Consider the following 23411-nt stretch of genomic DNA (forward strand, 5'->3'; position numbering starts at 1 on the left):
CTAACAAGTGTTTGGTAGGTTAACGTACGGCCATGAGCAGCGTCGAGGAGTCCACCGCTGTCCGGCCCGGCCCGCCGCCCTATCTCCCCGCCCACGCGCTGCTGTCCGGCCGCACGGCCGTCATCACCGCCGCGGCCGGCGCGGGGATCGGCTCCGCCACCGCCCGCCGGTTCCTCGAGGAGGGCGCCCGCGTGGTGCTCGGAGACCGGCACGCGCGCCGGCTGCGCGTCGCCGTCGCCGAGCTGAGCGAGGAGTTCGGCGCCCGCCAGGTCGCCGGACGGCTCTGCGACGTCACCGACGAAGCGCAGGTCGCGGCCTTGTTCGAGCTGGCCGAGGAGCGGCACGGCGGCCTCGACGTCGTCGTCAACAACGCCGGTCTCGGAGGCACCGCCGATCTCGCCGACATGACCGACGAGCAGTGGGACGCCGTCGTCGGCACCACCCTCGGCGGCACCTTCCGCTGCACCCGCGCCGCCCTGCGCCGGATGCGCGCCCGGGGCACCGGCGGCGTCGTCGTCAACAACGCCTCCGTCGTGGGCTGGCGCGCCCAGCAGGGCCAGGCCCACTACGCCGCGGCCAAGGCCGGCGTCATGGCGCTCACCCGCTGCGCGGCGGTGGAGGCCGCCGCCTACGGCGTGCGCGTCAACGCCGTCGCGCCGAGCCTCGCCCTGCACCCCCACCTGGCGAAGGTCACCACGCCCGGGCTGCTGGAGGAGCTGGCCCGGCGCGAGGCGTTCGGCCGGGCCGCCGAGCCCTGGGAGGTCGCCAACGTCATCGTCTTCCTCGCCAGCGGCTACTCCTCGTACATGACCGGCGAGACGGTCTCCGTCAGCAGCCAGCGCGCGTGACCGAGAATGGACCCGTGCCGAACAGCAAGAAGACCACCACCGAGCGGCCCGCGCCCGAGCGGCGCGGAGAGCTCCTCGCGACCGCCGCCGAGGTGTTCGCCGCGCAGGGCTACAACGCCACCACCGTGCGCCGGATCGCCGAGGAGGCGGGGCTGCTGGCGGGCAGCCTCTACTACCACTTCGACTCCAAGGAGTCGATGCTGGACGAGATCCTCTCCGCCTTCCTCGACGAGCTGTGGGCCGGCTACGACGCCGTGCTCGCCGCCGGGCTCGGGCCCCGCGCGACCCTGGAGGCCCTGGTGGCCGAGTCCTTCCGGGAGATCGACCGGCACCGCCCCGCCGTCGCCATCTACCAGAAGGAGTCCCGGCACCTCGCAGGTCAGCCGCGCTTCGGCTACCTCGCCGAGTCGCAGCGCAGGTTCGAGGAGGTGTGGCTCGGCACGATCGAGCGCGGCGCCGCCGAGGGCGCCTTCCGCGCCGACCTGGACGCCCGCCTCGCCTACCGGTTCCTGCGCGACACCGTCTGGGTCGCCGCGTCCTGGTACCGGCCGGGAGGACGGCTCCCGGCGGAGGAGATCGCCCGTCAGTATCTGTCGATGGTCCTGGACGGCATCGCCGTGCGGGAGTGACCGGTTGGAGGAGCAGCCATGGCCGAGGCCTATATCGTCGGAGCGGTCCGCACCCCTGTCGGCCGGCGCGGAGGCGGGCTCTCCGCCGTCCACCCCGCCGACCTCGGCGCGCACGTCCTGCGCGCCCTGATGGCGCGCACGGGCGTCGACCCGGCCGCCGTCGAGGACGTCGTCCTCGGCTGCCTCGACGCCGTCGGCCCGCAGGCCGGGGACATCGCCCGGACGAGCTGGCTGGCCGCCGGGCTGCCCGAGGAGGTCCCCGGCGTCACCGTCGACCGGCAGTGCGGCTCCGGCCAGCAGGCCGTCCACTTCGCCGCCCAGGCCGTCCTCTCCGGCACCCAGGACCTCGTCGTCGCGGGCGGCGTCCAGAACATGTCGCAGATCCCGATCGCCTACGCCGTCCACCGCGCGGCCGTCCCGCTCGGCCTCACCGAGGGCCCCTTCGCCGGCTCGGAGGGCTGGCGGGCGCGCTACGGCGACCGGCCCGTCAGCCAGTTCCACGGAGCCGAGCTCATCGCCCGGCAGTGGGGCATCACGCGCACCGCCATGGAGGAGTACGCGCTGCGCTCGCACCGAAGGGCCGTGCGCGCCGCCGACGAGGGCCGCTTCGACCGCGAACTCGCCCCCTGCGGCGGGCTGACGGCCGACGAAGGGCCCCGCCCGGACACCTCTTTGGAGAAGATGGCCGCGCTGAAGCCGGTGGTGGACGGCGGCAGGCTGACGGCCGCCCTCTCCTCCCAGATATCCGACGGGGCGGCGGCCCTGCTGCTCGCGAGCGAGCGCGCCGTGCGCGACCACGGGCTGACCCCGCGCGCCCGCGTCCACCACCTGTCCGTACGCGGCGAGGACCCGGTCCGCATGCTGACGGCGCCCATCCCGGCGACCGCCCACGCGCTGAAGAAGGCCGGTCTGACGATGGCGGACATCGACCTCGTCGAGATCAACGAGGCCTTCGCCTCCGTCGTCCTGGCCTGGCTGCAGGAGACCGGCGCCGACCCGGAGAAGGTCAACGTCAACGGCGGCGCCATCGCCCTGGGCCACCCCCTGGGCGCGACCGGCGCGAAGCTGATGACCACGCTCCTGCACGAACTCGAGCGCACGGGAGGCCGCTACGGCCTGCAGACGATGTGCGAGGGCGGCGGGCAGGCCAACGTGACGGTCATCGAAAGGCTGTGAGGGCTACGGGGCGCCTCCGTGCCCCCCGAGCGCCGCCAGCACCTCCTCCGCCTCCGCCATCACGCGCCCGACCAGCTCGGCGCACGTCGGCAGGTCGTCGATGACACCGGCGACCTGCCCCGAGGCCATCACCCCCACATCCGTGCGGCCGTCCACCATCGCGGCCCGCAGCAGCACCGGCGTGTTCGCCGCCATCAGCACCTGACTCCACGTCAGCTCGCGTCCGTGGCACATCGCCAGGCCGTCGCGCACCATCGCCGCCCAGCCGGTCCCCGACAGCGCCCGGAAGGCCGCCGCGTGCCGCAGCGACCGGACGAGCCCGCCGAGCCGCCCCGAGCGCTCCAGTCCCGCGACGAAGGGCGTGCGCAGCATCCGGTGGGGGAGTCCGTCGACCTTCGTCGTGACCGTGACGTCCCGCACCGTCGCCGCGAGGTACGCCGCCTTCACCGCGCCGGGCACCGTGCTGTCCGCGGTCAGCAGGAAGCGCGTGCCCATGGCGACCCCCGCCGCGCCGAACGCCAGGGCCGCCACCAGCCCGCGCCCGTCGCGGAAGCCGCCCGCCGCGACGACCGGGATGCCCACCGCGTCCACCACCTGCGGCAGCAGGACCGACGTCGCGACCTCCCCCGTGTGGCCACCGCCCTCCGCGCCCTGCACCACGACCGCATCCGCGCCCCAGGCGGCCACCTTCTCGGCGTGCCGCCGCGCCCCCACCGACGGGACGACCACTACCCCGGCGTCCTTCAGGCGGGCGATCAGCTCCCGGGACGGGGCGAGCGCGAACGACGCGACCCGCACGCCCTCCTCGATCAGGATGTCCACGCGCTCGCGGGCGTCGCCCGCGTCCGCCCGCAGGTTGACCCCGAACGGCTGCCGGGTGCGGGAGCGCACCTTCCTGATGGCGGCCCTGAGCCCGTCGGGCGTCATCGTGGCCGAGCCCAGGACGCCGAGCGCGCCCGCCTCCGCCACGGCCGACACCAGGCGCGGGCCCGCCACCCAGCCCATACCGGTCTGGACGAGCGGGTGCCGCACGCCCACCAGGTCGGTCAGGGCCGTCCTCACCCCCGTACCTCCCGCGCGCGCAGCCCGTCCGGGTCGATGACCTCACGGATCAGCCGCAGCTCCTCGGCGGAGGGCGGGCGGGTGCGCGGCACGTCCCGGGGGACCTCCAGGGGGAACCCGGTGGCCGCCCGCAGCTCGGCGGCCGTCACGCCCGGGTGCAGGGAGCGGACCCGCATCGTGCGGTCCGGCGTCTCGAAGTCGAGGACGGCCAGGTCGGTGACCACGCAAGGGATACGGTGGAAGCGCGTCGCCGACGGCCCCGCAGCCGCCGCCCGGTCGTAGCCGACGCCGCTGACCATGTCGACCTTCTCGACCAGGACGCGCGGGGAGTGCCGCGGGATCCAGTAACTCGTCGGACCGTTCAGGGTGTTGGCAGGTGCCCCGCGCACGCCGAGCAGCTGCCGGCCGGGCCGCTGCCAGTCGCCGACGCAGGAGATGTTCTGGTTGCCGTGCCGGTCGAGCTGGGCCGCCCCCATCATCACGTGCCGCCGCCCGCCCGCGACCACGGCCAGGTGCCGCCGGAACGGCAGCCACCCCTCGACCGCCCGCGGCTTCGCACCCAGCGCGGGCACGTCGGCCATCAGCAGCGCCTCCCCGTCCGTGAGCAGCAGGTCCGGGGCGAAGGTGAGCCGCGCGAGCCGCGCCCCGACGGTCGGGACCACCCCCATCGGGCTCGCCAGGATCTCCCCGTCGCCGCGCCACGCCTCCGCACACGCCACGACGCACACCTCGGCCCGCCCGGCGCTCGCCTCGGCCCGCCCGGCGCTCACGCCGCGCCCTCGGCGAAGCCTTGGACGGCGGCGCGGTAGGCGTCCTCGTCCCCCGACAGGAAGCGGTCGGCGAACTGCCGCCAGGTCCCCGGTCCGGCCGCCGCCGCGGCGTACGCGGCCTGGAACGCCTCGTCCCGGTCGTAGTCCGGCACGCAGGAGGTGAAGTGCGCTCCGCCCGGCGCCTCGATGACGCCGTTGACGCAGCTCCGCTGCACGAGCAGCGTCTGCGGGCCGCCGCCCTCGGCGAACCCGGCGCTGTCGACCAGCCGTTCGCAGGAGACGTACGCCTCGCGCGCCGCCTCGCAGAACAGGTCGTCGAAGTACGGGTCCGGGCCCAGGTACTGGGCGTTGCCGCGCGCGTCCGCCCGGTTGAGGTGCACGAGCGCCGCGTCCAGCGTGAGCGCCGGGACGGCGACGAGCTCCTCCCCGTCTTCGTAGGGCGACGTCACCGTGCGCAGGGAGGGGTTGACGGTCATGACGTCCGAGCCGAGGCCCGCGCGTACCGGCATGAACGGCAGCCGGTGCGCCGCGGCCGTCAGCCCCCACATGAACATCGCCTCGTCCAGCTCGACGAGTTCGACGTCCCCGCGCTGCCGGGCGGCGCGGAAGTGCGGTTCGAGCGGGATCGAGTCGAGCGTCGCGAAGGCCGCGACGAGCTTGCGGACCCGGCCGGCGGCCACCAGCAGGCCGACGTCCGGGCCGCCGTAGGAGACGACGGTCAGGTCGCGGACGTCCGCGCGCAGCATGGCCCTGACCAGGGCCATCGGCTTGCGCCGGGAGCCCCAGCCGCCGATGCCGACGGTCATCCCGCTCTCCAGGTGCGCCACCGCCTCGTCGGCGGTCATCGTCTTGTCGCCGTTCACGGTTCCTCCCGCCCCTTCCGCCCCTCCGGTCCCTTCCGGTCGCCGCCGGAGCCGAACGCCTCGCGGAGGCGGTCGCCGACGCCGCACAGGCCCGCCTCGAAGGTGAAGCCCTGCTCGTAGCGGTAGCTGCGGTGCACGTCCACCGGGTCGATGCCGTTGAGCGCGGACTTCGCCAGGCGCAGCAGCGACCCGTCCTTGGCGGCGATCTCCCCGGCCAGCTCCAGGGCCGCCGCGCGGAGCCTGTCGCGCGGCACGACGCGCCAGACGGACCCGTGCCGGTACAGCTCCTGCGCGGTGACCGTGCGCGAGGTGAAGTAGAGCGTGCGCATCAGGTGCTGCGGGACGAGCCTGGCCAGGTGCGTGGCGGCGCCGAGCGCGCCCCGGTCCAGCTCCGGCAGGCCGAACGCGGCGTCCTCGGAGGCGACGACGGCGTCGGCGTTGCCGGCCAGGCCGACGCCCCCGCCCAGGCAGAAGCCGTGCACGGCGGCGATCACCGGCACCTGGCAGTCGTAGACCGCGGAGAAGGCCGCCGCGCAGGCGTGGTTGGCGCCGATCAGGGCCTCGTGGCCGGGCGAGTCCCGGATCTCCTTGAGGTCCACGCCGGCGTTGAAGCCGCGCCCGGCGGCGGTCAGCACGACACAGCGGACCGCGGGGTCGGCGCCGGCCGCGCCGACCGCTCCCGCCAGGTCGTACCAGCCCTGCACGGGCAGGGCGTTGACGGGCGGGAAGTCCACGGTGACGACGGCGACGGCCGGTTCGGGGCGCGAGGTGGAGACACTCATCGGAGGATCCGCTACCTTTCCACCAAACGTTTGTTAGGCGGCGCCCGTTCACGGTAGCAGCGGACGACCCGCCGCGGGAGGTGGCACGATGCCGGGCGGTACGGAGGCGGAGGCGGGACCGGACGGTGCGGAGCCGCGCACCGTCGTCGTCACCGGCGGCACGCGCGGTGTGGGGGCGGGGATCGCCCGCGCCTTCCTGCGCACCGGCGCACACGTCGTCGTCTGCGCCCGCCGCCCGCCGGACCGGCCCGTCACGGCGGCCGGGCGCACCGCCCGCCACCTCCCCGCGGACCTGCGCGACCCGGCCGCCGTCACCGCCCTCTTCGAGCGGATGGCGGACGAGTACGGGCGCCTGGACGTCCTCGTGAACAACGCGGGCGGCACGCCCTTCCGGCTGCTCGGCGCGGCCGGTGCGGAACGCCACGCACGCGTCATCGGCCTCAACCTCGTCGCACCGCTGACCGCGTCGCTCGCCGCGTACCCCCTGCTGCGCGCACGGCCGGACGGCGGTTGCATCCTGATGGTCGGCAGCGTGAGCGGCACCCGCCCCTCGCCGGGCACCGCCGCCTACGGCGCCGCCAAGGCCGGACTGCACAGCCTCGCCCGCACCATGGCCATCGAATGGGCCCCCGCCGTCCGCGTCAACACCCTCGTCCCCGGCATGGTGCGCACCGAATCCGCCCATCTCCACTACGGGGACGCCGACGGCCTCGCCGCCGTCGCCCGCACCGTACCCGCGGGGCGGCTCGCCGAGCCCGACGAGGTCGGTGCCGCCGCCGTCTTCCTCGCCTCCGCCGACGCCGCCCACATCACCGGCGCCGACCTGCTCGTCCACGGCGGCGGCGAGCGGCCCGCGTTCCTCTCCGCCGCCACCGTCAACCACGAGGAGCCCCCGACATGAGCGGAATCTGCGCCGGACGCGTCGCCGCCGTCACCGGCGCCGGCCGCGGCCTGGGCCGGGCCCACGCACTCGCCCTCGCGGCCGAAGGCGCACGGGTCGTCGTGAACGAACTGCCGGGGACCTCGGCCGCCGAGGCGCGCCGCGTCGCCGGTGAGATCCGCGAGCGGGGCGGCGAAGCCGTCGTGCACAGCGGCGACGTCTCCACGGACGAAGGTGCGGCCGCCCTCGTCGCCACCGCACTCGACGCCTACGGCCGGCTCGACACGCTCGTCAACAACGCGGGCGTCCTGCGCGACCGGATGCTCGTCAACCTCGGCGAGGACGACTGGGACGCCGTCGTCGCCGTCCACCTCAAGGGCCACTTCCTGCCGCTGCGGCACGCCGCCGCGCACTGGCGGGCGCAGGCCAAGGCCGGGCGCGAGCCGTGTGCGCGGGTGGTCAACACGACGTCGGGGGCGGGGCTGCTGGGGAGCGTCGGTCAGGCCAACTACGCCGCCGCGAAGGCCGGCATCGTCGCCCTGACCCTCGTCGCCGCCGCCGAGCTGGCCCGCTACGGCGTCCAGGCCAACGCCGTCGCCCCCGCCGCCCGCACCAGGATGACCGAGCGGACCTTCGCGGCGACGATGGCCGCGCCGGAACACGGCTTCGACGCCATGGCCCCCGCCAACGTCTCCCCGCTCGTGGTCTGGCTCGGCTCGGCACACTCGGCCGGCGTCACCGGCCAGGTCTTCGCCGCGGAGGCGGGCCGCATCACCGTCATGGAGGGCTGGCACCCGGGCCCCGTCACCGACAAGGGCGACCGCTGGACCCCGAAGGAAGCGGGGGAGGCGGTCCGGGGACTGCTGGCGGGGGCGCGGGCGCCGGGGGCGGTGTACGGGGCGGGGAGCCCGGGCTGAGGCCGGCTCGGCACCGCCGGATGCGCAGACGGTGGTTGCGCACCGTCGCGGCGGGAGAGAGCCCCGGGCCCCGGCTCCCCGGCCTCCCGGGCCCCTCCGGGGGCCGGGGGCCTGCCCCCGGGGAAACGGTGAAAGGGCGGGTCCGGGGCCTCATCCCCCGCCGCGACGGCGCGCGGCCCCCACCAGGGAATCCGGCGGTGCCCAGCCGGCCTCCGGCCGTGGCAGCGCACCCCACGGGAATCCGGCGGCGCCGGACCGGCCGAATCCACCCGCCCCGGACCGTCCCACCGTCCGTCAGGACACCACGTCCTTCCCCCGGAAGTGGCGGAACGCCAGGGCGAACAGCACCAGCGCGTACGCCACCGACACCGCCGTGCCCTTGATCATCCCGCCCCACTCCAGCCGCGGCTGCAACGCGTCCGCCCACGCGAACTGCCAGTGGGCCGGCAGGAAGTCCCGCCAGTGGCCCAGCGCCGTCACGGCGTCCAGGACGTTGCCGACGATCGTCAGGCCCACCGCACCGCCCACCGCGCCCAGCGGCGCGTCCGTGACCGTCGACAGCCAGAACGCCAGCCCCGCCGTCACCAGCTGGCCCACGAAGACGAAGGCCACGACGATCGCGAGCCGCCCCACGGCGGTGGTGCCCGGCAGCGAGCCGCCCGTCGGGATCTGCAGCGGCCCCCAGCCGTACGCGGCCGTGCCCGCCGCCAGTGCCACCACCGGCAGCAGCACCATCGCCGCCGCGCTGAACGCCAGCGCCACCGTCAGCTTGCTGACCAGCAGCCGGGTCCGCGGCACCGGCGCCGCGAGCAGGTAGCGCAGCGAGGACCAGCCGGCCTCGGACGCCACCGTGTCGCCGCAGAACAGCGCGACCGGCACCACGAGCAGGAAGCCCGCCGAGACGAACAGGCACGTCGCGGTGAAGTTCACCCCGGACGCCGTGGCGGTGTCGATGAGCGTCACCCGCCCGTTCCGCCCGCTCGGCTGCCCTCCGATCGCGAACGCCGCGATCAGCACGAACGGCAGGACCGCGAGCACCGCTCCGACCACCAGCGTCCGGCGCCGCCGCAGCTGCCGCATCGCCTCGACGCGCAGCGGCAGGGTGTGCCGCGCCCGGTAGCCGGGAGCGGACTCGCCGGCCCTTTCCACGTGCCCCACTGCGCTCACGACGGGCCTCCGATCAGGGTCAGGAACGCGTCCTCCAGGCGGCGGTGCGGACCCACGCTCGCCACCGGGATCTCCAGCCGGACCAGCTCGGCCAGCAGCTGCGGCGCGCTCGCGCCGCCCAGCCGGACCAGCAGGCCCTCCTCGGCCCGTACCGCCGAGGCCACCCCCGGCAGCGCGGCCACCTTCTCCGCCGTCACCTCCGACACCTCGCCCTCGACGCCGACCAGCAGCGTGTCGCCCGCGCCGACGATGTCCCCGACCGGTCCGGCGGTCACCAGCCTGCCCCGGTCCATGACCACCAGGTGTGTGCAGCTCTGTTCGACCTCGGAGAGGAGGTGGCTGGAGACGATGACGGTACGGCCGCCGGCCGCGTAACGGATCATCACCTCGCGCATCTCCCGGATCTGCGGCGGGTCCAGCCCGTTGGTCGGCTCGTCCAGGATCAGCAGGTCCGGCAGCCCCAGCATGGCCTGGGCGATGGCCAGCCGCTGCCGCATGCCCTGCGAGTACGTGCGCACGGCGCGCTCCAGCGCCGGGCCCAGCCCCGCGATCTCCAGGGCCTCCTCGATGTGCGCGTCGGCGGCCGGCCGGCCCGTCGCCTGCCAGTACAGGTCGAGGTTGGCGCGGCCGGACAGGTGCGGCAGGAAGCCCGCGCCCTCCACGAACGCCCCGACCCGCGACAGCACGGGCGCACCCGGCCGCACCGCGTGCCCGAAGACCCGCACCTCGCCCGCGTCGGGGCGGATGAGCCCCATGAGCATCCGCAGCGTCGTGGTCTTGCCCGCGCCGTTCGGCCCCAGCAGGCCGAGCACCTGGCCGCGTTCGACCCGGAAGGACAGCTCCCGCACGGCGTACCGGTCGGCGGACTTGGCGTACCGCTTGCTCAGACCGGTGATCTGCAGGGGCACTCCGGAGAGGGCCGGGTCCGGCGCCGGCGCGGTCACCCGCTGCCGCCCGGTCAGCAGGACGGCGGCCGCGACGAGCACACCGCCCAGCGGCAGGCCCCACGTCCACCAGGGCAGCGCGGCCGAAGCCGTCCGCACCTCGGGCGCCGTCGGCACGCTCAGTCCGCCCTCCAGGGAGACGGTGTACGTGGCGGGCGCGGCCGGCGAGGCGTAGCCGAGGTCGGTCGAGGCGATCACGAGCCGCATCCGGTGGCCGGACTCGAAGGTGTGGTCGATCGCCGGGAGCTTCAGCTCCACCGTCCGCCCGCCCTTGGCGTCCTCGACCCGTACCGGCGCGACGAGCTGGGCGGGCAGCACCTGCTGCCCGTTCGGGCCGACGTCGTACACCTTGGCGAACAGCACCGCTTCGCCCGTATCGGAGGCGACCTTCACTTTCACCGCCGGGGAGCCCGTCACCCGGACGCCCTCGGTGAGGCGCGCCGACTCGAACCGGGCGTGCTGTCCGGGGAAGTCGAGCGAGACCCCCAGCCCGATCCCGGACAGCTGCGAGACCGCACCCCCGACCCCGGGCACGGCGGAGATCGCCGGAGGCGCCGCCCCCGGCGGGTTGGCGAAGGACTGCCTCCGCCCGGACAGCTCGACCGTCCGCGGGTCGTTGTGCAGACCCGGATAGCTGCTGCCGCTCGCACCGCGCAGCTGCGCCTTGCCGTCGGTGGTGTCGATGCCGCCCGTCCTGCTGACCCGGAAGGCGGGTCCGGTGGACGCGCTGTCGTCGTCCTTGAGGTAACGGTCGAACCACGCGCGCGTGCGCAGCGCCGTCCGGTCGGCCTCACCGAAGCCGGAGTCGTGGCCCCCTGCGGCCCAGTCGACCGCGACGGGCGCGCCGTTGCGGCCGATCGCCTGCGCCGCCGCGTCGGACTGGTCCAGCGGGAAGAGCGAGTCGGTCTGGCCCTGGACGAGCAGCGCAGGCACCTTGATACGGCCGGCGACCGCGGCGGGGCTGCGGCGCTCCAGCAGCTCCCGGGCCTGCGCGTCGGGCTTGCCCGCCACGGCCACCCGCTCGTACATCTCGCACAGCTGCTTCGCGAACCGCCCGCAGCCGAGGGCTGCGGAGGGGGCCTCGGCTGCGCTGCGCGGGGCCGCACCGGCTTTGCCCGCCGCGCGCCCCGGCGCGGTCCCCGGCGCCGCCGACGAGCCGGAGGTGAAGAAGATCCCGGCCCAGAGTTTCTTGAACACCCCCTCGGGGAAGAGAGCGTCGGCGAGGTTCCAGTACGTGACCTGCGGGGCGATCGCGTCGACGCGCTTGTCGTGACCGGCCGCCAGCAGCGCGACCGCGCCGCCGTACGACCCGCCCGCTATGCCCACCCTGGGGTCCTTGTCCCCGTCCAGCTCGACTTCGGGGCGCGCGGCGAGCCAGTCGATCAGCCGGCTCACGTCGGCGACCTCGCGGTCCGGGTCGTTGAGCCCGATCCGCCCGGTCGAGCGCCCGAAGCCGCGCGCGGACCACGTGAGCACCGCGTACCCGGAGCGCGCCAGCTCCTGGGCCTGGCCGCGCAGGTCGTCCTTGCTGCCGCCGAAGCCGTGCGCGAGCAGGACGGCCGGCCTGCGGCCCTCCCCGCCCGCGGTGAAGAACGACGTGTCGATCCGCACCGAACCGCTCGCGCCCGGCGTCTCCGGCACCGACATGAAGCGGTCCTCGCGGTGCACGGGCGGATCGTCCCCGGCCCCGGAGGCCACGGCCCAGGTGCCGCCGCCGGCGAGCACGACGGCCGCGGCGGCGGTGGCGACGAGCCGTCGCCCGCGCAGGCGGGGAAAACGCAGCTTCATGCCCGCATGCTAAGCGGAGACCTCGTCCGGCTGGTCCGCGGGCCGGATTCACTGCTCGGCGGCCGGGTCATGGTCGCGCCGGAGTCACTCCCCGGCTGCCGCCTCCGTCTCCTGCGCCATGGCGGCCAGCTTGGTGACCGTGTTCCAATTGCGCCCGGTGCCCGCCGTGCCCAGGCGCCGCTCCGTCAGCACCTTCGCGAGCTTCGCGTCCCGGATCCCCTGCGCGTAGTGCACGTACAGCTCGCGCCCGGCCAGGACGAACTCCTCCGGCGCGTACGCCGCCGGATCCAGGTCCGCGACGGCCGCCGGGCCGGCGGGGGCGGCCAGGAACGTCACCACGTACCGCGCGGGGTCGACATCCCGTCCGGCGAACGGATCGGCGTCAACGATGCGGCGCATCTCACCCGCATCCCGCACCATGCACGCCACCGGGAAGCCCAGCTCGCGCTCGATCTCCTGCTCGAGCCCGCGGGCCAGGTCCTGCGCGCCCGCGCTCGGGTGGGTGAACACGGCGTTGCCGCTGTTGAGATGCGTACGGACGGAGCCGCAGCCCATGCCGGACAGCAGCTCCCGCAGGGTCTGCATGGGAACACGCTTCTTGCCGCCCACATTGATACCGCGCAGCAGCGCCACATACGTTGTCACACCCTCACCGTAGTGTGGACGGACATCACCGAGGGTGAGGGGGCGTCACATGGTGCGCAAGGCCCGCACGCGAGGGGCATTGACGGTGCTCGTGCTGATCCTGGCTCTGCTGGGGATGCAGGTCCCCGGCCCCGGCGGCGCGGGTGAGGCCCGCGCCGTGGACGATCTGGCCGAAGTCGTCCAGGAAGTACGGATCAACGACCGGATGCTCGACGTGGCCGTCCGGTCGCCCGAGATCGACGGACTGACACACACCAGATGGGTACGGCTGCTGCTCCCCGCCGGCTGGGACCGGAGCGCGCAGCGCACGTGGCCCACCCTGTGGCTGCTGCACGGCGGCGGCGGAAACCACAAGGACTGGACCGGCAACACGCACGTGGAGGAGCTCGCCGCCGGGCGGGACGTCATCGTCGTCATGCCGGAGACCAGCGGCTGCAGCGGCTACAGCGACTGGTGGAACTACGGCAAGGGCGGCGCCCCCGCCTGGGAGACCTATCTGCTCGGCGAGCTCAGGCCGCTCCTGGAGCGTACCTACCGCGCCGGTACGGACCGGGCGGCCGTCGCGGGCCTGTCCATGGGTGGTCAGGGCGCGCTGAAGTTCGCCGCCGCGCACCCGGGCATGTTCAAGGCGGCCGCCTCCTACAGCGGCGGCGTCAACATGCTGTACAAGTCGCCCGACGGCGGCTTCAGCGGGCCCGATGCGGTCAAGCTCGGCGCCGTCTCCTGCCTCGCCGACTGGAAGCGCGTGTGGGGGGAGCCCGGCTATCCCTTCGAGACCGACGACCCCGCAGACGTGCGCCAGCGGAGCATCTGGGAGCGCCACAGCCCCCTCCACCAGGCCGCCTCCCTCGCCGGGACGCCCCTGTACGTTTCCTACGGAAACGGTACCGACAGCGGGACGGGCTGGCAGTGGGGCGGCCCGCCGCCCTCCCCGGGCCGCTGCACCGACCCGGGGGCACACGGCACCGAGGCCGTCGAACGCGCGATCTTCGGCATGAACCGGCAGCTGCGGGCCCGCCTCACCGAACTCCGCATCCCGGCCACGGTGTGCGCCTCCGAAGGCACGCACACGTGGCCGTACTGGGAGCGGGAGCTCGTCGCCTCCTTCCCGATGCTGATGGACGCCGTCGGCGCCCGGGCGCTAGCCCCGCCGCGCCAGCCGTAGCGTGACGACCTGGAACGGCCGCAGCGCCAGCGGTACGGCGTCCCCGTCCGTCGCCGCCGCGGCCAGCGGCCGCTCCAGCAGGTCGCACAAGGTGGCCGAGGCCAGCGGGAACCGCGCCTTCAGGCGGGTGCGGGCCCGGCCGCCGAGCGACTCGTACAGCCGGACGACGACATCGCCGCTGCCGTCGTCCGCGAGCTTCAGCGCCGTGATGACGACGGCCTCGTTGTCGGCGTGGGCCAGCGGCAGTACGCCCGTGCTGCCCGGCACCCGCCGCTCCGGCAGGTTGATGCGGTAGCCCTCGCGGACCGCGTCGCCGATGGACGCGTTCGGCACCAGCGCGTACCGGAAGCGGTGCACCCCCTGGTCGGTGCGCGGGTCCGGGAAGCGCGGCGCGCGCAGCAGGGACAACCGGACGGTGGTGGTCGTGCCCGTGTCCCCCGGACGGACCGTCCGCGTCACGTCGTAGCCGTACGTCGAGTCGTTGACGACCGCCACGCCCCAGCCCGGCTCCTCGACATGCACGAACCGGTGCGCGCACGCCTCGAACTTCGCCGCGTCCCAGCTGGTGTTGGTGTGCGTGGGCCGGTACAGGTGGCCGAACTGCGTCTCGGCCGCCGTACGGTCGGCGTGCACGTCGAGCGGGAAGGCGGCCTTGAGGAACTTCTCCGTCTCGTGCCAGTCCACCTCCGTGGCGAAGTCCAGCCGCCGCATGCCCGCGGGGAGGGAGATCCGCTGCTCGACGCGCGACGAGCCGAAGGTGCGCACCACGCGCACCGCCGCCCCGTCGTCCGTCAGCTCCAGCGTCTCGACGTCCGTCAGATCGGTCACCGTGTTGCGGTAGAAGTGGTCCACGTCCCACGCGTCCCACATGTTCGGGAAGTCCTGGTGCAGCTGCAGCAGGTTGGCGGCCGCCCCCGGGGCGAGGGTCTCCCGGTCCGCCTCCAGGTCGTACACCGAGACCACCAGGCCCCGGGCGTCGACCTCGGCGCGCAGCGTGCCGTTGCGCAGGACGAAGCCGCCCGCTTCGCGCAGCTCGGCAGTGGCCGGCTCGGGGGTGAACCGGCCCGCGAGCACCGCCGCGTTCGCCCCCGCCCCGCCGCGGCCGTGCGGCGCCGCGTTAAAGACCACTGTGCCGCCTGCCGAGGCGTCACCCGCGAGCGCCGCCAGCGCCTCCCCGATGATCTGCTCCAGCTCGGCGGCCACCGCCGCGTACGTCTGCGCCGCCTCCCGGTGCACCCACGCGATCGACGTGCCCGGCAGGATGTCGTGGAACTGGTGCAGCAGCACCGTCTTCCAGATCCGGTCCAGCGCCTCGTACGGATACGGGAAGCCCGTCCGCACGGCCGCCGTCGCCGCCCACAGCTCCGCCTCGTACAGCAGGTGCTCGCTGCGCCGGTTGCCCTGCTTGGTGCGGGCCTGGCTGGTCAGGGTCGCCCGGTGCAGCTCCAGGTACAGCTCGCCCACCCACACCGGCGCGTCGCCGTACTCCGCGTGCGCCTTCTCGAAGAACGCCGAGGGCTTCTCGAAGACCACCCGCGCCGAGCCCTCCAGATCCGCCACCCGCTTCGCCCGCGCCAGCATCTCCCGCGTCGTCCCGCCGCCCCCGTCGCCCCACCCCGTCGGCGCGAGCGAGCGGGTGGCCCCGCCCTTCTCCTGGAAGTTGCGGACGGCGTGCGCGAGCTCCCCGCCCGAGAGCTGGGCGTTGTAGGTGTCGATCGGCGGGAAGTGAGTGAAGACGCGGGTGCCGTCCAGGCCCTCCCACCAGAACGTGTGGTGCGGGAACTTGTTGGCCTGGCTCCACGAGATCTTCTGCGTCAGGAACCACTTGGCCCCCGCCAGCCTCACCAGCTGCGGCAGCGCGGCGGAGTAGCCGAAGGAGTCCGGCAGCCACACCTCCTCCGTCTCGATCCCGAACTCCTCCAGGAAGAAGCGCTTGCCGTGCACGAACTGCCGGGCCAGCGCCTCCGACCCCGGCATGTTCGTGTCCGACTCCACCCACATGCCGCCCACCGGCACGAACCGGCCGTCCGCGACGGCCTTCTTCACCCGCGCGTACACCTCCGGCCGGTGCTCCTTGATCCACGCGAACTGCTGGGCCTGCGACATGGCGTAGACGAACTCCGGCTCGTCCTCCAGCAGCGCGGTCATGTTCGAAGTCGTGCGGGCGACCTTGCGCACCGTCTCGCGGAGCGGCCACAGCCACGCCGAGTCGATGTGCGCGTGGCCCACCGCGCTGATCCGGTGTGCGGAGGCGTGCGCGGGCGCGGACAGGACGGCCGCGAGCCGCTCGCGCGCCCCGGCCGCCGTACCGCCGACGTCCTGCAGGTCAACCGCGTCCAGCGCGCGCTCGACCGCCCGCAGGATCTCCCAGCGGCGCGGCGACTCCACCGGCAGCTCGGTCATCAGCCCCTCCAGCACCTCCAGGTCCTGGACCAGCTCCCACACCGTCCGGTCGAAGACCGCGAGGTCCATGCGCGCCAGCCGGTAGCGCGGCTCGCCGTCGGCTGTCTCCCGGTCGCCCAGTTCGGTCGGCACGAAGGGGTGGTAGTCGAGGACGACCGGGTTGGAGGACGCCTCGACGTGCAACAGCACCTCCTCGCCGCCCACCGCGCGGTCGGCGACCCTGACCCACTGGTTGCGCGGGTTCAGGCCCTTCACGGGCGAGCCGTCCGGCCGGTAGACGAGCCCCTCGCACTGGAAGCCCGGCATGTTCTCGTCGAACCCCAGGTCGAGCAGCGCCTCGACCGTACGGCCCGCCCAGTGCTGCGGCACGCTGCCCGCGACGGTGAACCAGCTCGTGCCCCACGGCGGCCCCCACGCCGCACCGGCCTCGATCGGCGCGCCCCCGGCGGCGATCCCCTCGGCCACCGGGACGGGCTCGCCGGGTGCGTTCCAGACGGTGACGGACAGCGGCACCGACTCGGGGTACACGGCCGGCCGGATGCGCTCGTTCAGCACGCGCTTCAGCCGGGCTTCGGTGATGGTGCGGTCGTTGTGCATCAGGTCGGATTCCTTACCAGCGAAAGGTGACGGGAGCGGGGGCGGAGACGGTGTACAGCTCGTCCACGGCGCGCACCTCGATGCGGGTGGCCGCCTCGCCGTCCGTACGACGCAGCGCCGGGACGTAGTAGGCATGCCCGCAGGTGCCGCCGAGGAAGCGGAAGCGCCCGCCGGGCAGGGCCTGGCGCACCTCGTACTGGCGTACGGGGCCGGTGCGGTGGCCGCTTCCGCTTCCGTTTCCGCTTCCGGCGGGGGCTCCCCACGCCAGGCGCAGCTCGGCCGTGCCGTCGGCGCCCACTCGCGCCGCGGTGATCGCAGGGTGTGCCGGCCGGGCGGGTGCCGCGGGGTCGGCTGCGCGCACCGCCAGCCCGCCCAGGCGCCAGCGCACCGCACCGCCGTCCGCGGCGGTGAGCCGGATGCCGAGCGAGCGGATCGTCCGCCCCTTGCGGCCCCGCAGCTTCGCCCCGGCCCGCACCGTGACCGTGGTCCAGCCGCGGCCGCCCGCCCGGAGCGTGCCGGCCGGCAGGAAGGCGTACGGCTCCTCGTCCACGGCGACCGCCAGCTCGACGCGGACCGCCCCCGAGCCGGGGTCCGTGCGCTGGGCCAGCTCGACCACCGTGGAGTGCGCGAACGGCAGCCGAGCCGCGTACAGTTCGACCGCCGCCGGGCCGGTGAGCCTGCCGTCGACGAGCAGGCTGCTGCCGCCCCGCCAGGCGTCGGCGAAGTCGAAACCGACCGTGGGCCGCGGGCCCTCCGTGCGGACCGTCCAGCGCCGGCCGGGCAGCCGGTCCTGCAGCCCCAGGTGGTTCCACGCGGAGTCGCCCGTCCGCCGGCCCTTCTCGTACCAGCCCAGGCCGTGACCGGTGTTGAAGGTCGTGGCGAACGGGAGCGCGGTGAGCGTGGACCGGTCCGCGACCGACGCGGCCGGCGGCCGCCACGGCCCGGCCTCCGGGGCGGACGGGTCGAGGGCCTGCCCGGACCAGAAGCGGTCGTCGCGCGCGTGGAAGGCGGCCGGGCCGCGCCCTCCGGCGGGCAGGCTCTTCCACGTCCACTCGGGGCGGTAGAAACCGTACGAGGTGACGTGCGGGCCCGCCGCCGGGACGACCGCGTCCCAGTCCACCGGGGTGTCCCAGCCGCGGGCCTCCACGTCGATCCCCGCCCACAGGTCGTACGGGCTGCGCTCCAGCCGGCGCGCGAGCGCGGCGGAGGAGAGGAGCCCGGAGCGGTCCCAGTTGAAATTCAGGAACATCGAGCCGGCCGCCTGGAAGAAGGGGGCGTTGTGCTCGTTGAGCCGGTTCTGCCAGTCGATGCCGCCGGAGACGGCCATCGCGTCGTACCAGGTGACCCGCAAGCCCTCGCCGTGCCCCTGCAGGTACGCGATGAAGTCGCGCATGTCCGCGCCGAGCCGCGCATCGCCCCCGCCGGTCTCGGCGTTGACGAACCAGCCGTCGAAGCCGTACGCCCGGGCCACCCGGATCAGCCGGTCGGCCAGCGGGAAGCCGCCGTCCGGTCCGCGCCGCACCAGGTCCCGCGTCCAGCGGAGCTGTCCTCCGTAGGCCGCGGGCGGCAGGAACACCGTGCCGAGGACGGGCACGCCGTTGCGGTGGGCGGCGTCCACGACCGGCGCGTTGGGCGCCAGGATCAGTCCCTCGCCCGAGGAGCCGCCCCAGAAGACCAGTTCGTCGAGGTAGGCCCAGTTGGTCGGCGCGTAGCAGTCGGCGGTCGGCGCACCCTGCGAGGGGTTCCCCGAGGTGGTGGCGAAGGCGGCGAGCGCGCAGACGCGGGCCTCGCCGGCGCGGGCGGTGCCGTTGGGCGGCGGGGGAGCGAACCGGGCGGCGAGCGGCACGGCCGCCCGGTTGAACGGCAGGTCGGGATCCTCCTCCGGCTCCCAGGAGGCGAGGCTCCGCCAGACCACCCCCGGCTCGGGCGAACCAGCCGGCAGGCTGTCGGGGAACCAGTAGGAGGCGTACGGCTGGAGGGCGGGAGGAGGGGCAGGGGCCGCCGTCACTCGCCCGCCGGACAGGGCGGCGGCTGCGAGGCCGCCGGCGCCGGCGGCGAGGGCTCTCCGGCGCGTTACGCCGGTGGGGCGCGCGGGGCGGTCATTCACGGTGGCTCCTCCACTGTTCAAGCCGGTCCGGGGGCGCCTCCCCGCGGTAGCCGGGGGAGACTGAGGGCCGGGGTCCGGAGCGGAGCCCCGGTTGCGCGTCGGGAACGGCGGCGGCATCGCCTAGACCGCCTCGTCGACGCCGACGACCTCGGTGATGCCCCGCGCAGCCAGGTGCGCGGCATCACCGGCCCGCTGGGTCAGCACCACCGCCGGCCGCCCTCCGCCGGAGGCGACCCGCATCCACGCCTCGAAGAACGCCCCGCCGGGCGCGCACACCGCCCGCCCCGGTGCCTCCTCGACGTCTCCCGCGTCCAGGACCAGAGCGGTCCGCCGCGGCGCGGGCGACCCGGACGGTCCGGACGGCTGCCCGGACGGCTGCCCGGAGGACTGACCGGACAGCTGCCCGGACGGCCCGCCGCTCCGGTGCTCCCGGGCGAGGCGTGCGAACGCCTCCCCGGCGGGCTTGACCTCGCGGTCGTTGGTGAGCAGCCCCAGCCCGTACTCCAGCTCGGGGAAGTCGGCCAGCGCCCGGTCGACGTCGTGGGAGCACCACCAGGTGACCCCCCACACGCCGGGGCAGTCCAGGACGTGGCGGACGGTCGCCTCGGTGAAGGCGGCGGCGCGGCCGGGCGGAACGTGCGGGGCGGGTGCCCCCACCTCCTGCAGCCAGACGGGGCGCGCCGTGTCGTCCGCCCACGCCTTCGAGAGCTCGACGAGGTAGGCGGCGTGGCGCTCGGCGACGTCACCGGGCCCGTGCCGCTGCGCGGTGCCGTTGAACACCCAGGAGTGCACGGCGGTCATGGCGCCGAGCCGTGCCGAGTGCGCCGGGGTGAAGGGGTGCGCTCCGTCGTGGAAGGCGGCGTCGTACGAGGCGTGCAGATGCGTCCTGCCCGGGGCCCCCTCCTCGCACGCGGCGAGCATGCGCCGCAGCCAGCCGCCGGCGTCGCCGGGCCGGATCCGGTCGGGGTCGGGGTGGGGCGGCCCGGAGAACTGGTTGACCTCGTTGCCGACCGTCATGCCGAGGAAGTGGGGCCGGTCGGCGAGGGCGGCGGCCAGTTCCGTGAGGAGCCGGGCCTGGGCGTCGACGACGTCGGGGTCGGTGAAGAGGTTGCGGCGGTGCCAGGTCGTGGTCCAGGACGGGACGAAGTCGAAGCTGGACAGGTGTCCCTGCAGCCCGTCGACGTTGACGTCGAGCCCGCGTTCCCCGGCCGCGTCCACCAGCTGGACGAGCTGCTCGACGGCGCGCGGGCGGATCAGGGTGCGGTTGGGCTGGAAGAGGGGCCAGAGGGGGAAGACGCGGATGTGGTCGAGACCGAGCGCGGCCACGGAGTCCAGGTCGGCGCGGACGTCGTCCAGGTCGAAGTCGAGCCAGTGGTGGAACCAGCCGCGGGCCGGGGTGTAGTTGACGCCGAAGCGCATGGGGCGCGGGTGTCCCTTCTGTGGGTGACCCTTCGGGCGGTGGCGGCAGCAGGGGCGGCGGGGCGGGCGGTCAGCCCTTGACGGCGCCCTCCCCGACACCGCGGAAGAAGTACCGCTGGAGGCAGACGAACATCACGACGAGCGGGGCGACGGCGATGACGGTGCCGGCGGCGACGAGCCGCGGGTCCTGCTGGAAGGTGCCGTGCAGGTAGTTCAGGCCGACGGTCAGGGTGAAGCGGTCGGGATCGGACAGGACGATCAGCGGCCACAGGAAGTCGTCCCACGCCCCCATGAACGAGAAGATCGCGACGACGGCGAGCGTCCCCTTCACCGAGGGCAGCGCGACGCGCACGAAGCGCTGCCAGACGTTCGCCCCGTCGATGACGGCCGCCTCCTCGGTCTCGTAGGGCAGGGCGGCGAAGGCGTTGCGCATCAGCAGCACGTTGAGCGCGCCGACCGCCCCGGGCAGGACGACGGCGACGAGCGTGTTGTTGAGCTCCAGGTCGCGCATCATCGTGAACTGCGCGACGACGACGGACTCCAGGGGCACCAGCACGGCCGCGACGAAGGCCAGCCCCGCCGCCCGGCGGCCGCGAAACCGCAGCCGGGCCAGGGCGTAGCCGGCCATGGAGGCTCCGGCGAGGTTGGTGAGCACGTTCGCGGCGGCGACCTTGAGGGAGTTCAGGGCGTAGTCCCACACGGGGACGATGTCCGCGACCTCGGCGTAGTTGTGGCCGGTCGGATGCGCCGGCAGGAAGCGCGGAGGAGAGGTGTAGATGTCCTCGGTGGTGCCCTTGAGGGAAGTCGAGAGCTGCCAGAGGAACGGGCCGACGGTGAGGGCCAGGACGGCGAAGAGCAGCACGTAGCGCACGGCCTTCTCCCAGGGCGTCGCGCGGTTCATGCCCGCCCGCCCTTCGGGTCCCGCCCGCCTTGCCGGTCCTGCGAGTCCTCTCTGTCCCTCCGGTCGGCGCGCAGGACGAGCAGCATCAGCACCAGGGCGACGGCGAAGACGATCAGGGAGATCGCGGAGGAGTAGCCGACGCGCCCGTTGAGCCCCGTGCCGGTCCGCTGGAGGAGCATGACGAGGGTGGTGTCCTGGCCGGCCGGACCGCCGGTGGGCCCTGCCAGCAGGTACACCTCGGAGAAGACCTTGAAGGCGGCGACCGACGACAGGGCGCCGACCAGCACCATCGTGGAGCGCACGGCGGGCACGGTGACGGCGGTGAAGCGGCGCAGGGGTCCGGCGCCGTCGACGGCCGCCGCCTCGTGCAGCTCGCGCGGCACATTCGCCAGCGCCGCCAGATAGATGATCATGTAGTAGCCGAGTCCCTTCCAGACCGTCAGCGCCATCGCGCTGAACAGCAGCAGCCACTCGTCGCCGAGGAAGGAGACCGGGCCGGCCCCGAGGACGCGCAGGACGGCGTTGACCAGGCCGCGGTCGTCCAGCATCCACTCCCAGATCAGGGCCACCACGACGACGGAGGCCACGACCGGCGTGTAGAAGGCGGACCGGAAGAAGGCGACGCCCGGGATCCGCTTCTGCACCAGGAGTGCGAGCAGCAGCGGCAGCAGCACCGTGAAGGGCACGACGAGGACGACGTAGAGGCCGCTGTTGCGCAGGGCCACCCAGAACTGCTCGTCCTCCAGCAGCTCCCGGAAGTTGCGCAGCCCCACCCAGCTGCCGGGGGTCAGCGTGCGGGCGTCCGTGAACGCCTTGTGGAGCGTGGTGAGGAAGGGATAGAGGTTGAAGGCGGCGACGGTCCCGAGGCCGGGCAGCAGGAAGAGCCAGGGGCTGGCCGCCCGGTGCGTACGCACCCGCTTCACGCCCGTCAGCCCTGCTTGAGCAGCTTGTTGCTCTGCGCGACGGCGTCGTCCAGGGCCTGCCGGGGCGATTTCTTCCCCTGGAGCGCCTTGGCGACCTCGTTCTTGAGGACGGTCTTCATCTCTTCGCTGAGCACGACCGGCGTGTAATTGACCGCGCCCTTCAGCATCTTCGCGGAGGCGACCCGCACCCTGCCCTCGTCGGTGCCGTCGTCCTTCGTCCAGTACGGATCGTCCAGCGATCCCTTGGTGCTGGGGAAGACGGCGACCTTGTGGGCGAAGGCCTCCTGGTTCTTCCTGTCGGTCACGAAATGCGCGAAGGCGACGGCCGCGGCCTTGTGCTTGCTGCGGCTGCTGACCCCGAGGCCCATCACGTACATGTTGGGCTTTCCGGTGTTGTTGGGCGCGTCGGTGATGCCGAGGTTCCGGTAGAGGCCGGGCGCGCTCTTCTTGAAGTTCTCGAGGTCATGGGCGCTGCCCGGATTCATGGCGACCTTCTGCTCCAGGAACTTCTGCCCCGTCTTGTCGGGGGTGTTGGTCAGCGCCTGCGGGTCGAGGCCGCCGCGCTCGTAGAGGTTCTTGTACGCGGTGAGCAGTTCCACGCCCTTGGGCTCGTTGTAGGTGAACCGGGTGGCGTCGTCGTTCATGAGCTTCACGCCGTAGCGGCCGAAGTCCTCGACGGCAGGGGTGCCCCCGAGCGTCGCGGTCTTCCCTCCGGAGCGCTCGGCGATGGTCCGCGCCGCCGCGAACAGCTCGTCGTAGGTCTTCGGGGGCTTTTCGGGGTCGAGGCCGGACCGCCGGAAGAGGTCCTTGTTGTAGAACAGCGGGCCGGTGTTGAGGTACCAGGGGAAGGAGTACGAGCCGTCCAGCCCCGGCAGCACATTGCCCTGCCACGCCTCCGGGGTGTACTCGCCCTTGAACTTCGCGGCGGCCGGCTCCTTGTCGAGGTTCATCAGCAGGCCGGCCTTGGCCAGCGGGTACGACAGATCGGGGGAGACGTTGACGACGTCCGGCAGGGTCCCGGCGGCGGCGTCCGCACCGAGCTTGTCCGCGTAGTTGTCGGCAGGCTGGTCCAGCCATTTGACCCGGACGCCCGGGTGCGCCTTCTCGAATTCCGCCACCAGGCCGGTGAAGTAGTCCTTGAAATTGCTGCGCAGATTCCAGGTCTGAAAGGTGATGTCGCCTTCGGGCTTCCCGTCCGCACCGCCGCCCTCCCCGGATCCGGAGCCGGACCCGCCCGAGCCGCAGGCGGTCAGCGTGAGGGCGGACACGAGCAGCGGAACGGTCGCGGCGAGGGCTCCACGGCGTATCGGCATGGCCGGCGAACTCCTTCGGTCGGTGGCAGCGGTCCAAAAGGTGCACCCGGAACGGGAGTTAGTCAATACTGTCGTCAACGACTAATGCGCTTTAGTGTGTTACCGCTCAGGC

The 23411-nt window shown here is 74.0% G+C and carries 19 protein-coding genes; 6 read left to right on the top strand and 13 right to left on the bottom strand.

Annotated features, from left to right (window positions below):
* The first annotated feature begins 32 nt into the window (after nt 1-32).
* The 3 genes from FGW37_RS27765 to FGW37_RS27775 are packed head-to-tail and all read left to right on the top strand — an operon-like array spanning nt 33 to nt 2653.
* A complete protein-coding gene (locus FGW37_RS27765; protein WP_179083557.1) occupies nt 33-848 on the top strand; it encodes an SDR family oxidoreductase in 816 nt (271 codons plus the stop codon).
* Between the two features lie 14 nt (nt 849-862).
* The gene (locus tag FGW37_RS27770) at nt 863-1477 is read left to right on the top strand and encodes a TetR/AcrR family transcriptional regulator (RefSeq protein ID WP_179083558.1); all 615 of its coding nucleotides are present in this window, start codon (nt 863-865) and stop codon (nt 1475-1477) included.
* A gap of 18 nt (nt 1478-1495) precedes the next feature.
* Entirely contained in the window at nt 1496-2653 is a 1158-nt protein-coding gene (locus tag FGW37_RS27775; RefSeq protein ID WP_179083559.1) for an acetyl-CoA C-acetyltransferase, read from the top strand.
* Between the two features lie 3 nt (nt 2654-2656).
* On the opposite strand, the gene FGW37_RS27780 is transcribed toward FGW37_RS27775, so the two are convergent.
* From FGW37_RS27780 to FGW37_RS27795, 4 genes are read right to left on the bottom strand one after another with little or no spacing between them, the layout of a single operon-like run.
* Complete coding sequence (locus FGW37_RS27780) at nt 2657-3715, bottom strand: NAD(P)H-dependent flavin oxidoreductase (RefSeq protein ID WP_179083560.1); 1059 nt, start codon at nt 3713-3715, stop codon at nt 2657-2659.
* The gene (locus tag FGW37_RS27785) at nt 3712-4485 is read right to left on the bottom strand and encodes a CoA-transferase subunit beta (RefSeq protein WP_179083561.1); all 774 of its coding nucleotides are present in this window, start codon (nt 4483-4485) and stop codon (nt 3712-3714) included. Before FGW37_RS27785 ends, FGW37_RS27780 begins: the two co-directional genes overlap by 4 nt.
* Complete coding sequence (locus tag FGW37_RS27790; RefSeq protein ID WP_179084946.1) at nt 4482-5330, bottom strand: CoA transferase subunit A; 849 nt, start codon at nt 5328-5330, stop codon at nt 4482-4484. Before FGW37_RS27790 ends, FGW37_RS27785 begins: the two co-directional genes overlap by 4 nt.
* A 14-nt stretch (nt 5331-5344) precedes the next feature.
* Complete coding sequence (locus FGW37_RS27795; RefSeq protein WP_179083562.1) at nt 5345-6130, bottom strand: enoyl-CoA hydratase family protein; 786 nt, start codon at nt 6128-6130, stop codon at nt 5345-5347.
* An 88-nt stretch (nt 6131-6218) separates the two neighbouring features.
* Here FGW37_RS27795 and FGW37_RS27800 point away from each other — a divergent pair, with 88 nt between their 5' ends.
* Together FGW37_RS27800 and FGW37_RS27805 are read left to right on the top strand one after the other, a co-directional pair.
* Nucleotides 6219-7031: an SDR family oxidoreductase gene (locus FGW37_RS27800; protein ID WP_179083563.1), complete on the top strand. Its 813-nt coding sequence runs from the start codon at nt 6219-6221 to the stop codon at nt 7029-7031.
* Nucleotides 7028-7927: an SDR family oxidoreductase gene (locus tag FGW37_RS27805; protein WP_179083564.1), complete on the top strand. Its 900-nt coding sequence runs from the start codon at nt 7028-7030 to the stop codon at nt 7925-7927. Before FGW37_RS27800 ends, FGW37_RS27805 begins: the two co-directional genes overlap by 4 nt.
* 294 nt (nt 7928-8221) lie before the next feature.
* Here FGW37_RS27805 and FGW37_RS27810 read toward each other — a convergent pair whose 3' ends face one another.
* From FGW37_RS27810 to FGW37_RS27820, 3 genes are all read right to left on the bottom strand, one after another.
* Complete coding sequence (locus FGW37_RS27810; protein WP_425506666.1) at nt 8222-9085, bottom strand: ABC transporter permease; 864 nt, start codon at nt 9083-9085, stop codon at nt 8222-8224.
* Between the two features lie 5 nt (nt 9086-9090).
* Nucleotides 9091-11826, bottom strand: coding sequence for an alpha/beta fold hydrolase (locus tag FGW37_RS27815; protein WP_179083565.1), 2736 nt, complete (start codon nt 11824-11826; stop codon nt 9091-9093).
* Nucleotides 11827-11910: 84 nt separating this feature from the next.
* Complete coding sequence (locus FGW37_RS27820; RefSeq protein ID WP_179083566.1) at nt 11911-12471, bottom strand: DUF1697 domain-containing protein; 561 nt, start codon at nt 12469-12471, stop codon at nt 11911-11913.
* Between the two features lie 49 nt (nt 12472-12520).
* On the opposite strand from FGW37_RS27820, the gene FGW37_RS27825 reads away from it, so the two are divergent.
* Nucleotides 12521-13636, top strand: a complete 1116-nt coding sequence (locus FGW37_RS27825; protein ID WP_179083567.1) for an alpha/beta hydrolase — start codon at nt 12521-12523, stop codon at nt 13634-13636.
* Here the strand turns inward: FGW37_RS27825 and FGW37_RS27830 are convergent.
* The 6 genes from FGW37_RS27830 to FGW37_RS27855 all read right to left on the bottom strand — a co-directional run bounded on the left by FGW37_RS27830 (nt 13613) and on the right by FGW37_RS27855 (nt 23299).
* Complete coding sequence (locus FGW37_RS27830; protein ID WP_179083568.1) at nt 13613-16636, bottom strand: alpha-mannosidase; 3024 nt, start codon at nt 16634-16636, stop codon at nt 13613-13615. The genes FGW37_RS27825 and FGW37_RS27830 overlap by 24 nt on opposite strands.
* Before the next feature lie 13 nt (nt 16637-16649).
* Nucleotides 16650-18743, bottom strand: coding sequence for an endo-beta-N-acetylglucosaminidase (locus tag FGW37_RS27835; protein ID WP_246430603.1), 2094 nt, complete (start codon nt 18741-18743; stop codon nt 16650-16652).
* A 120-nt stretch (nt 18744-18863) separates the two neighbouring features.
* On the bottom strand, nt 18864-20162 hold the full coding sequence (locus tag FGW37_RS27840) for a glycoside hydrolase 5 family protein (protein WP_179083570.1): 1299 nt from the start codon (nt 20160-20162) through the stop codon (nt 18864-18866).
* Nucleotides 20163-20232: 70 nt separating this feature from the next.
* Nucleotides 20233-21063, bottom strand: coding sequence for a carbohydrate ABC transporter permease (locus FGW37_RS27845; protein WP_179083571.1), 831 nt, complete (start codon nt 21061-21063; stop codon nt 20233-20235).
* Complete coding sequence (locus FGW37_RS27850; protein WP_246430865.1) at nt 21060-21995, bottom strand: carbohydrate ABC transporter permease; 936 nt, start codon at nt 21993-21995, stop codon at nt 21060-21062. The genes FGW37_RS27845 and FGW37_RS27850 overlap by 4 nt, the downstream gene beginning before the upstream one ends.
* Nucleotides 21992-23299: an ABC transporter substrate-binding protein gene (locus FGW37_RS27855; protein WP_179083572.1), complete on the bottom strand. Its 1308-nt coding sequence runs from the start codon at nt 23297-23299 to the stop codon at nt 21992-21994. The genes FGW37_RS27850 and FGW37_RS27855 overlap by 4 nt, the downstream gene beginning before the upstream one ends.
* Nucleotides 23300-23411: the final 112 nt, after the last annotated feature.

It is taken from the genome of Streptomyces rectiverticillatus (assembly GCF_013394065.1).
Lineage (GTDB): Bacteria > Actinomycetota > Actinomycetes > Streptomycetales > Streptomycetaceae > Streptomyces > Streptomyces rectiverticillatus.

Coding starts and splice junctions, on each gene's coding strand:
- FGW37_RS27765 (WP_179083557.1), top strand. CDS start 33: ATGAGCAGCGTCGAGGAGTCCACCGCTGTCCGGCCCGGCCCGCCGCCC.
- FGW37_RS27775 (WP_179083559.1), top strand. CDS start 1,496: ATGGCCGAGGCCTATATCGTCGGAGCGGTCCGCACCCCTGTCGGCCGG.
- FGW37_RS27790 (WP_179084946.1), bottom strand. CDS start 5,330: ATGACCGCCGACGAGGCGGTGGCGCACCTGGAGAGCGGGATGACCGTC.
- FGW37_RS27795 (WP_179083562.1), bottom strand. CDS start 6,130: ATGAGTGTCTCCACCTCGCGCCCCGAACCGGCCGTCGCCGTCGTCACC.
- FGW37_RS27800 (WP_179083563.1), top strand. CDS start 6,219: ATGCCGGGCGGTACGGAGGCGGAGGCGGGACCGGACGGTGCGGAGCCG.
- FGW37_RS27805 (WP_179083564.1), top strand. CDS start 7,028: ATGAGCGGAATCTGCGCCGGACGCGTCGCCGCCGTCACCGGCGCCGGC.
- FGW37_RS27815 (WP_179083565.1), bottom strand. CDS start 11,826: ATGAAGCTGCGTTTTCCCCGCCTGCGCGGGCGACGGCTCGTCGCCACC.
- FGW37_RS27825 (WP_179083567.1), top strand. CDS start 12,521: ATGGTGCGCAAGGCCCGCACGCGAGGGGCATTGACGGTGCTCGTGCTG.
- FGW37_RS27830 (WP_179083568.1), bottom strand. CDS start 16,636: ATGCACAACGACCGCACCATCACCGAAGCCCGGCTGAAGCGCGTGCTG.
- FGW37_RS27840 (WP_179083570.1), bottom strand. CDS start 20,162: ATGCGCTTCGGCGTCAACTACACCCCGGCCCGCGGCTGGTTCCACCAC.
- FGW37_RS27845 (WP_179083571.1), bottom strand. CDS start 21,063: ATGAACCGCGCGACGCCCTGGGAGAAGGCCGTGCGCTACGTGCTGCTC.
- FGW37_RS27855 (WP_179083572.1), bottom strand. CDS start 23,299: ATGCCGATACGCCGTGGAGCCCTCGCCGCGACCGTTCCGCTGCTCGTG.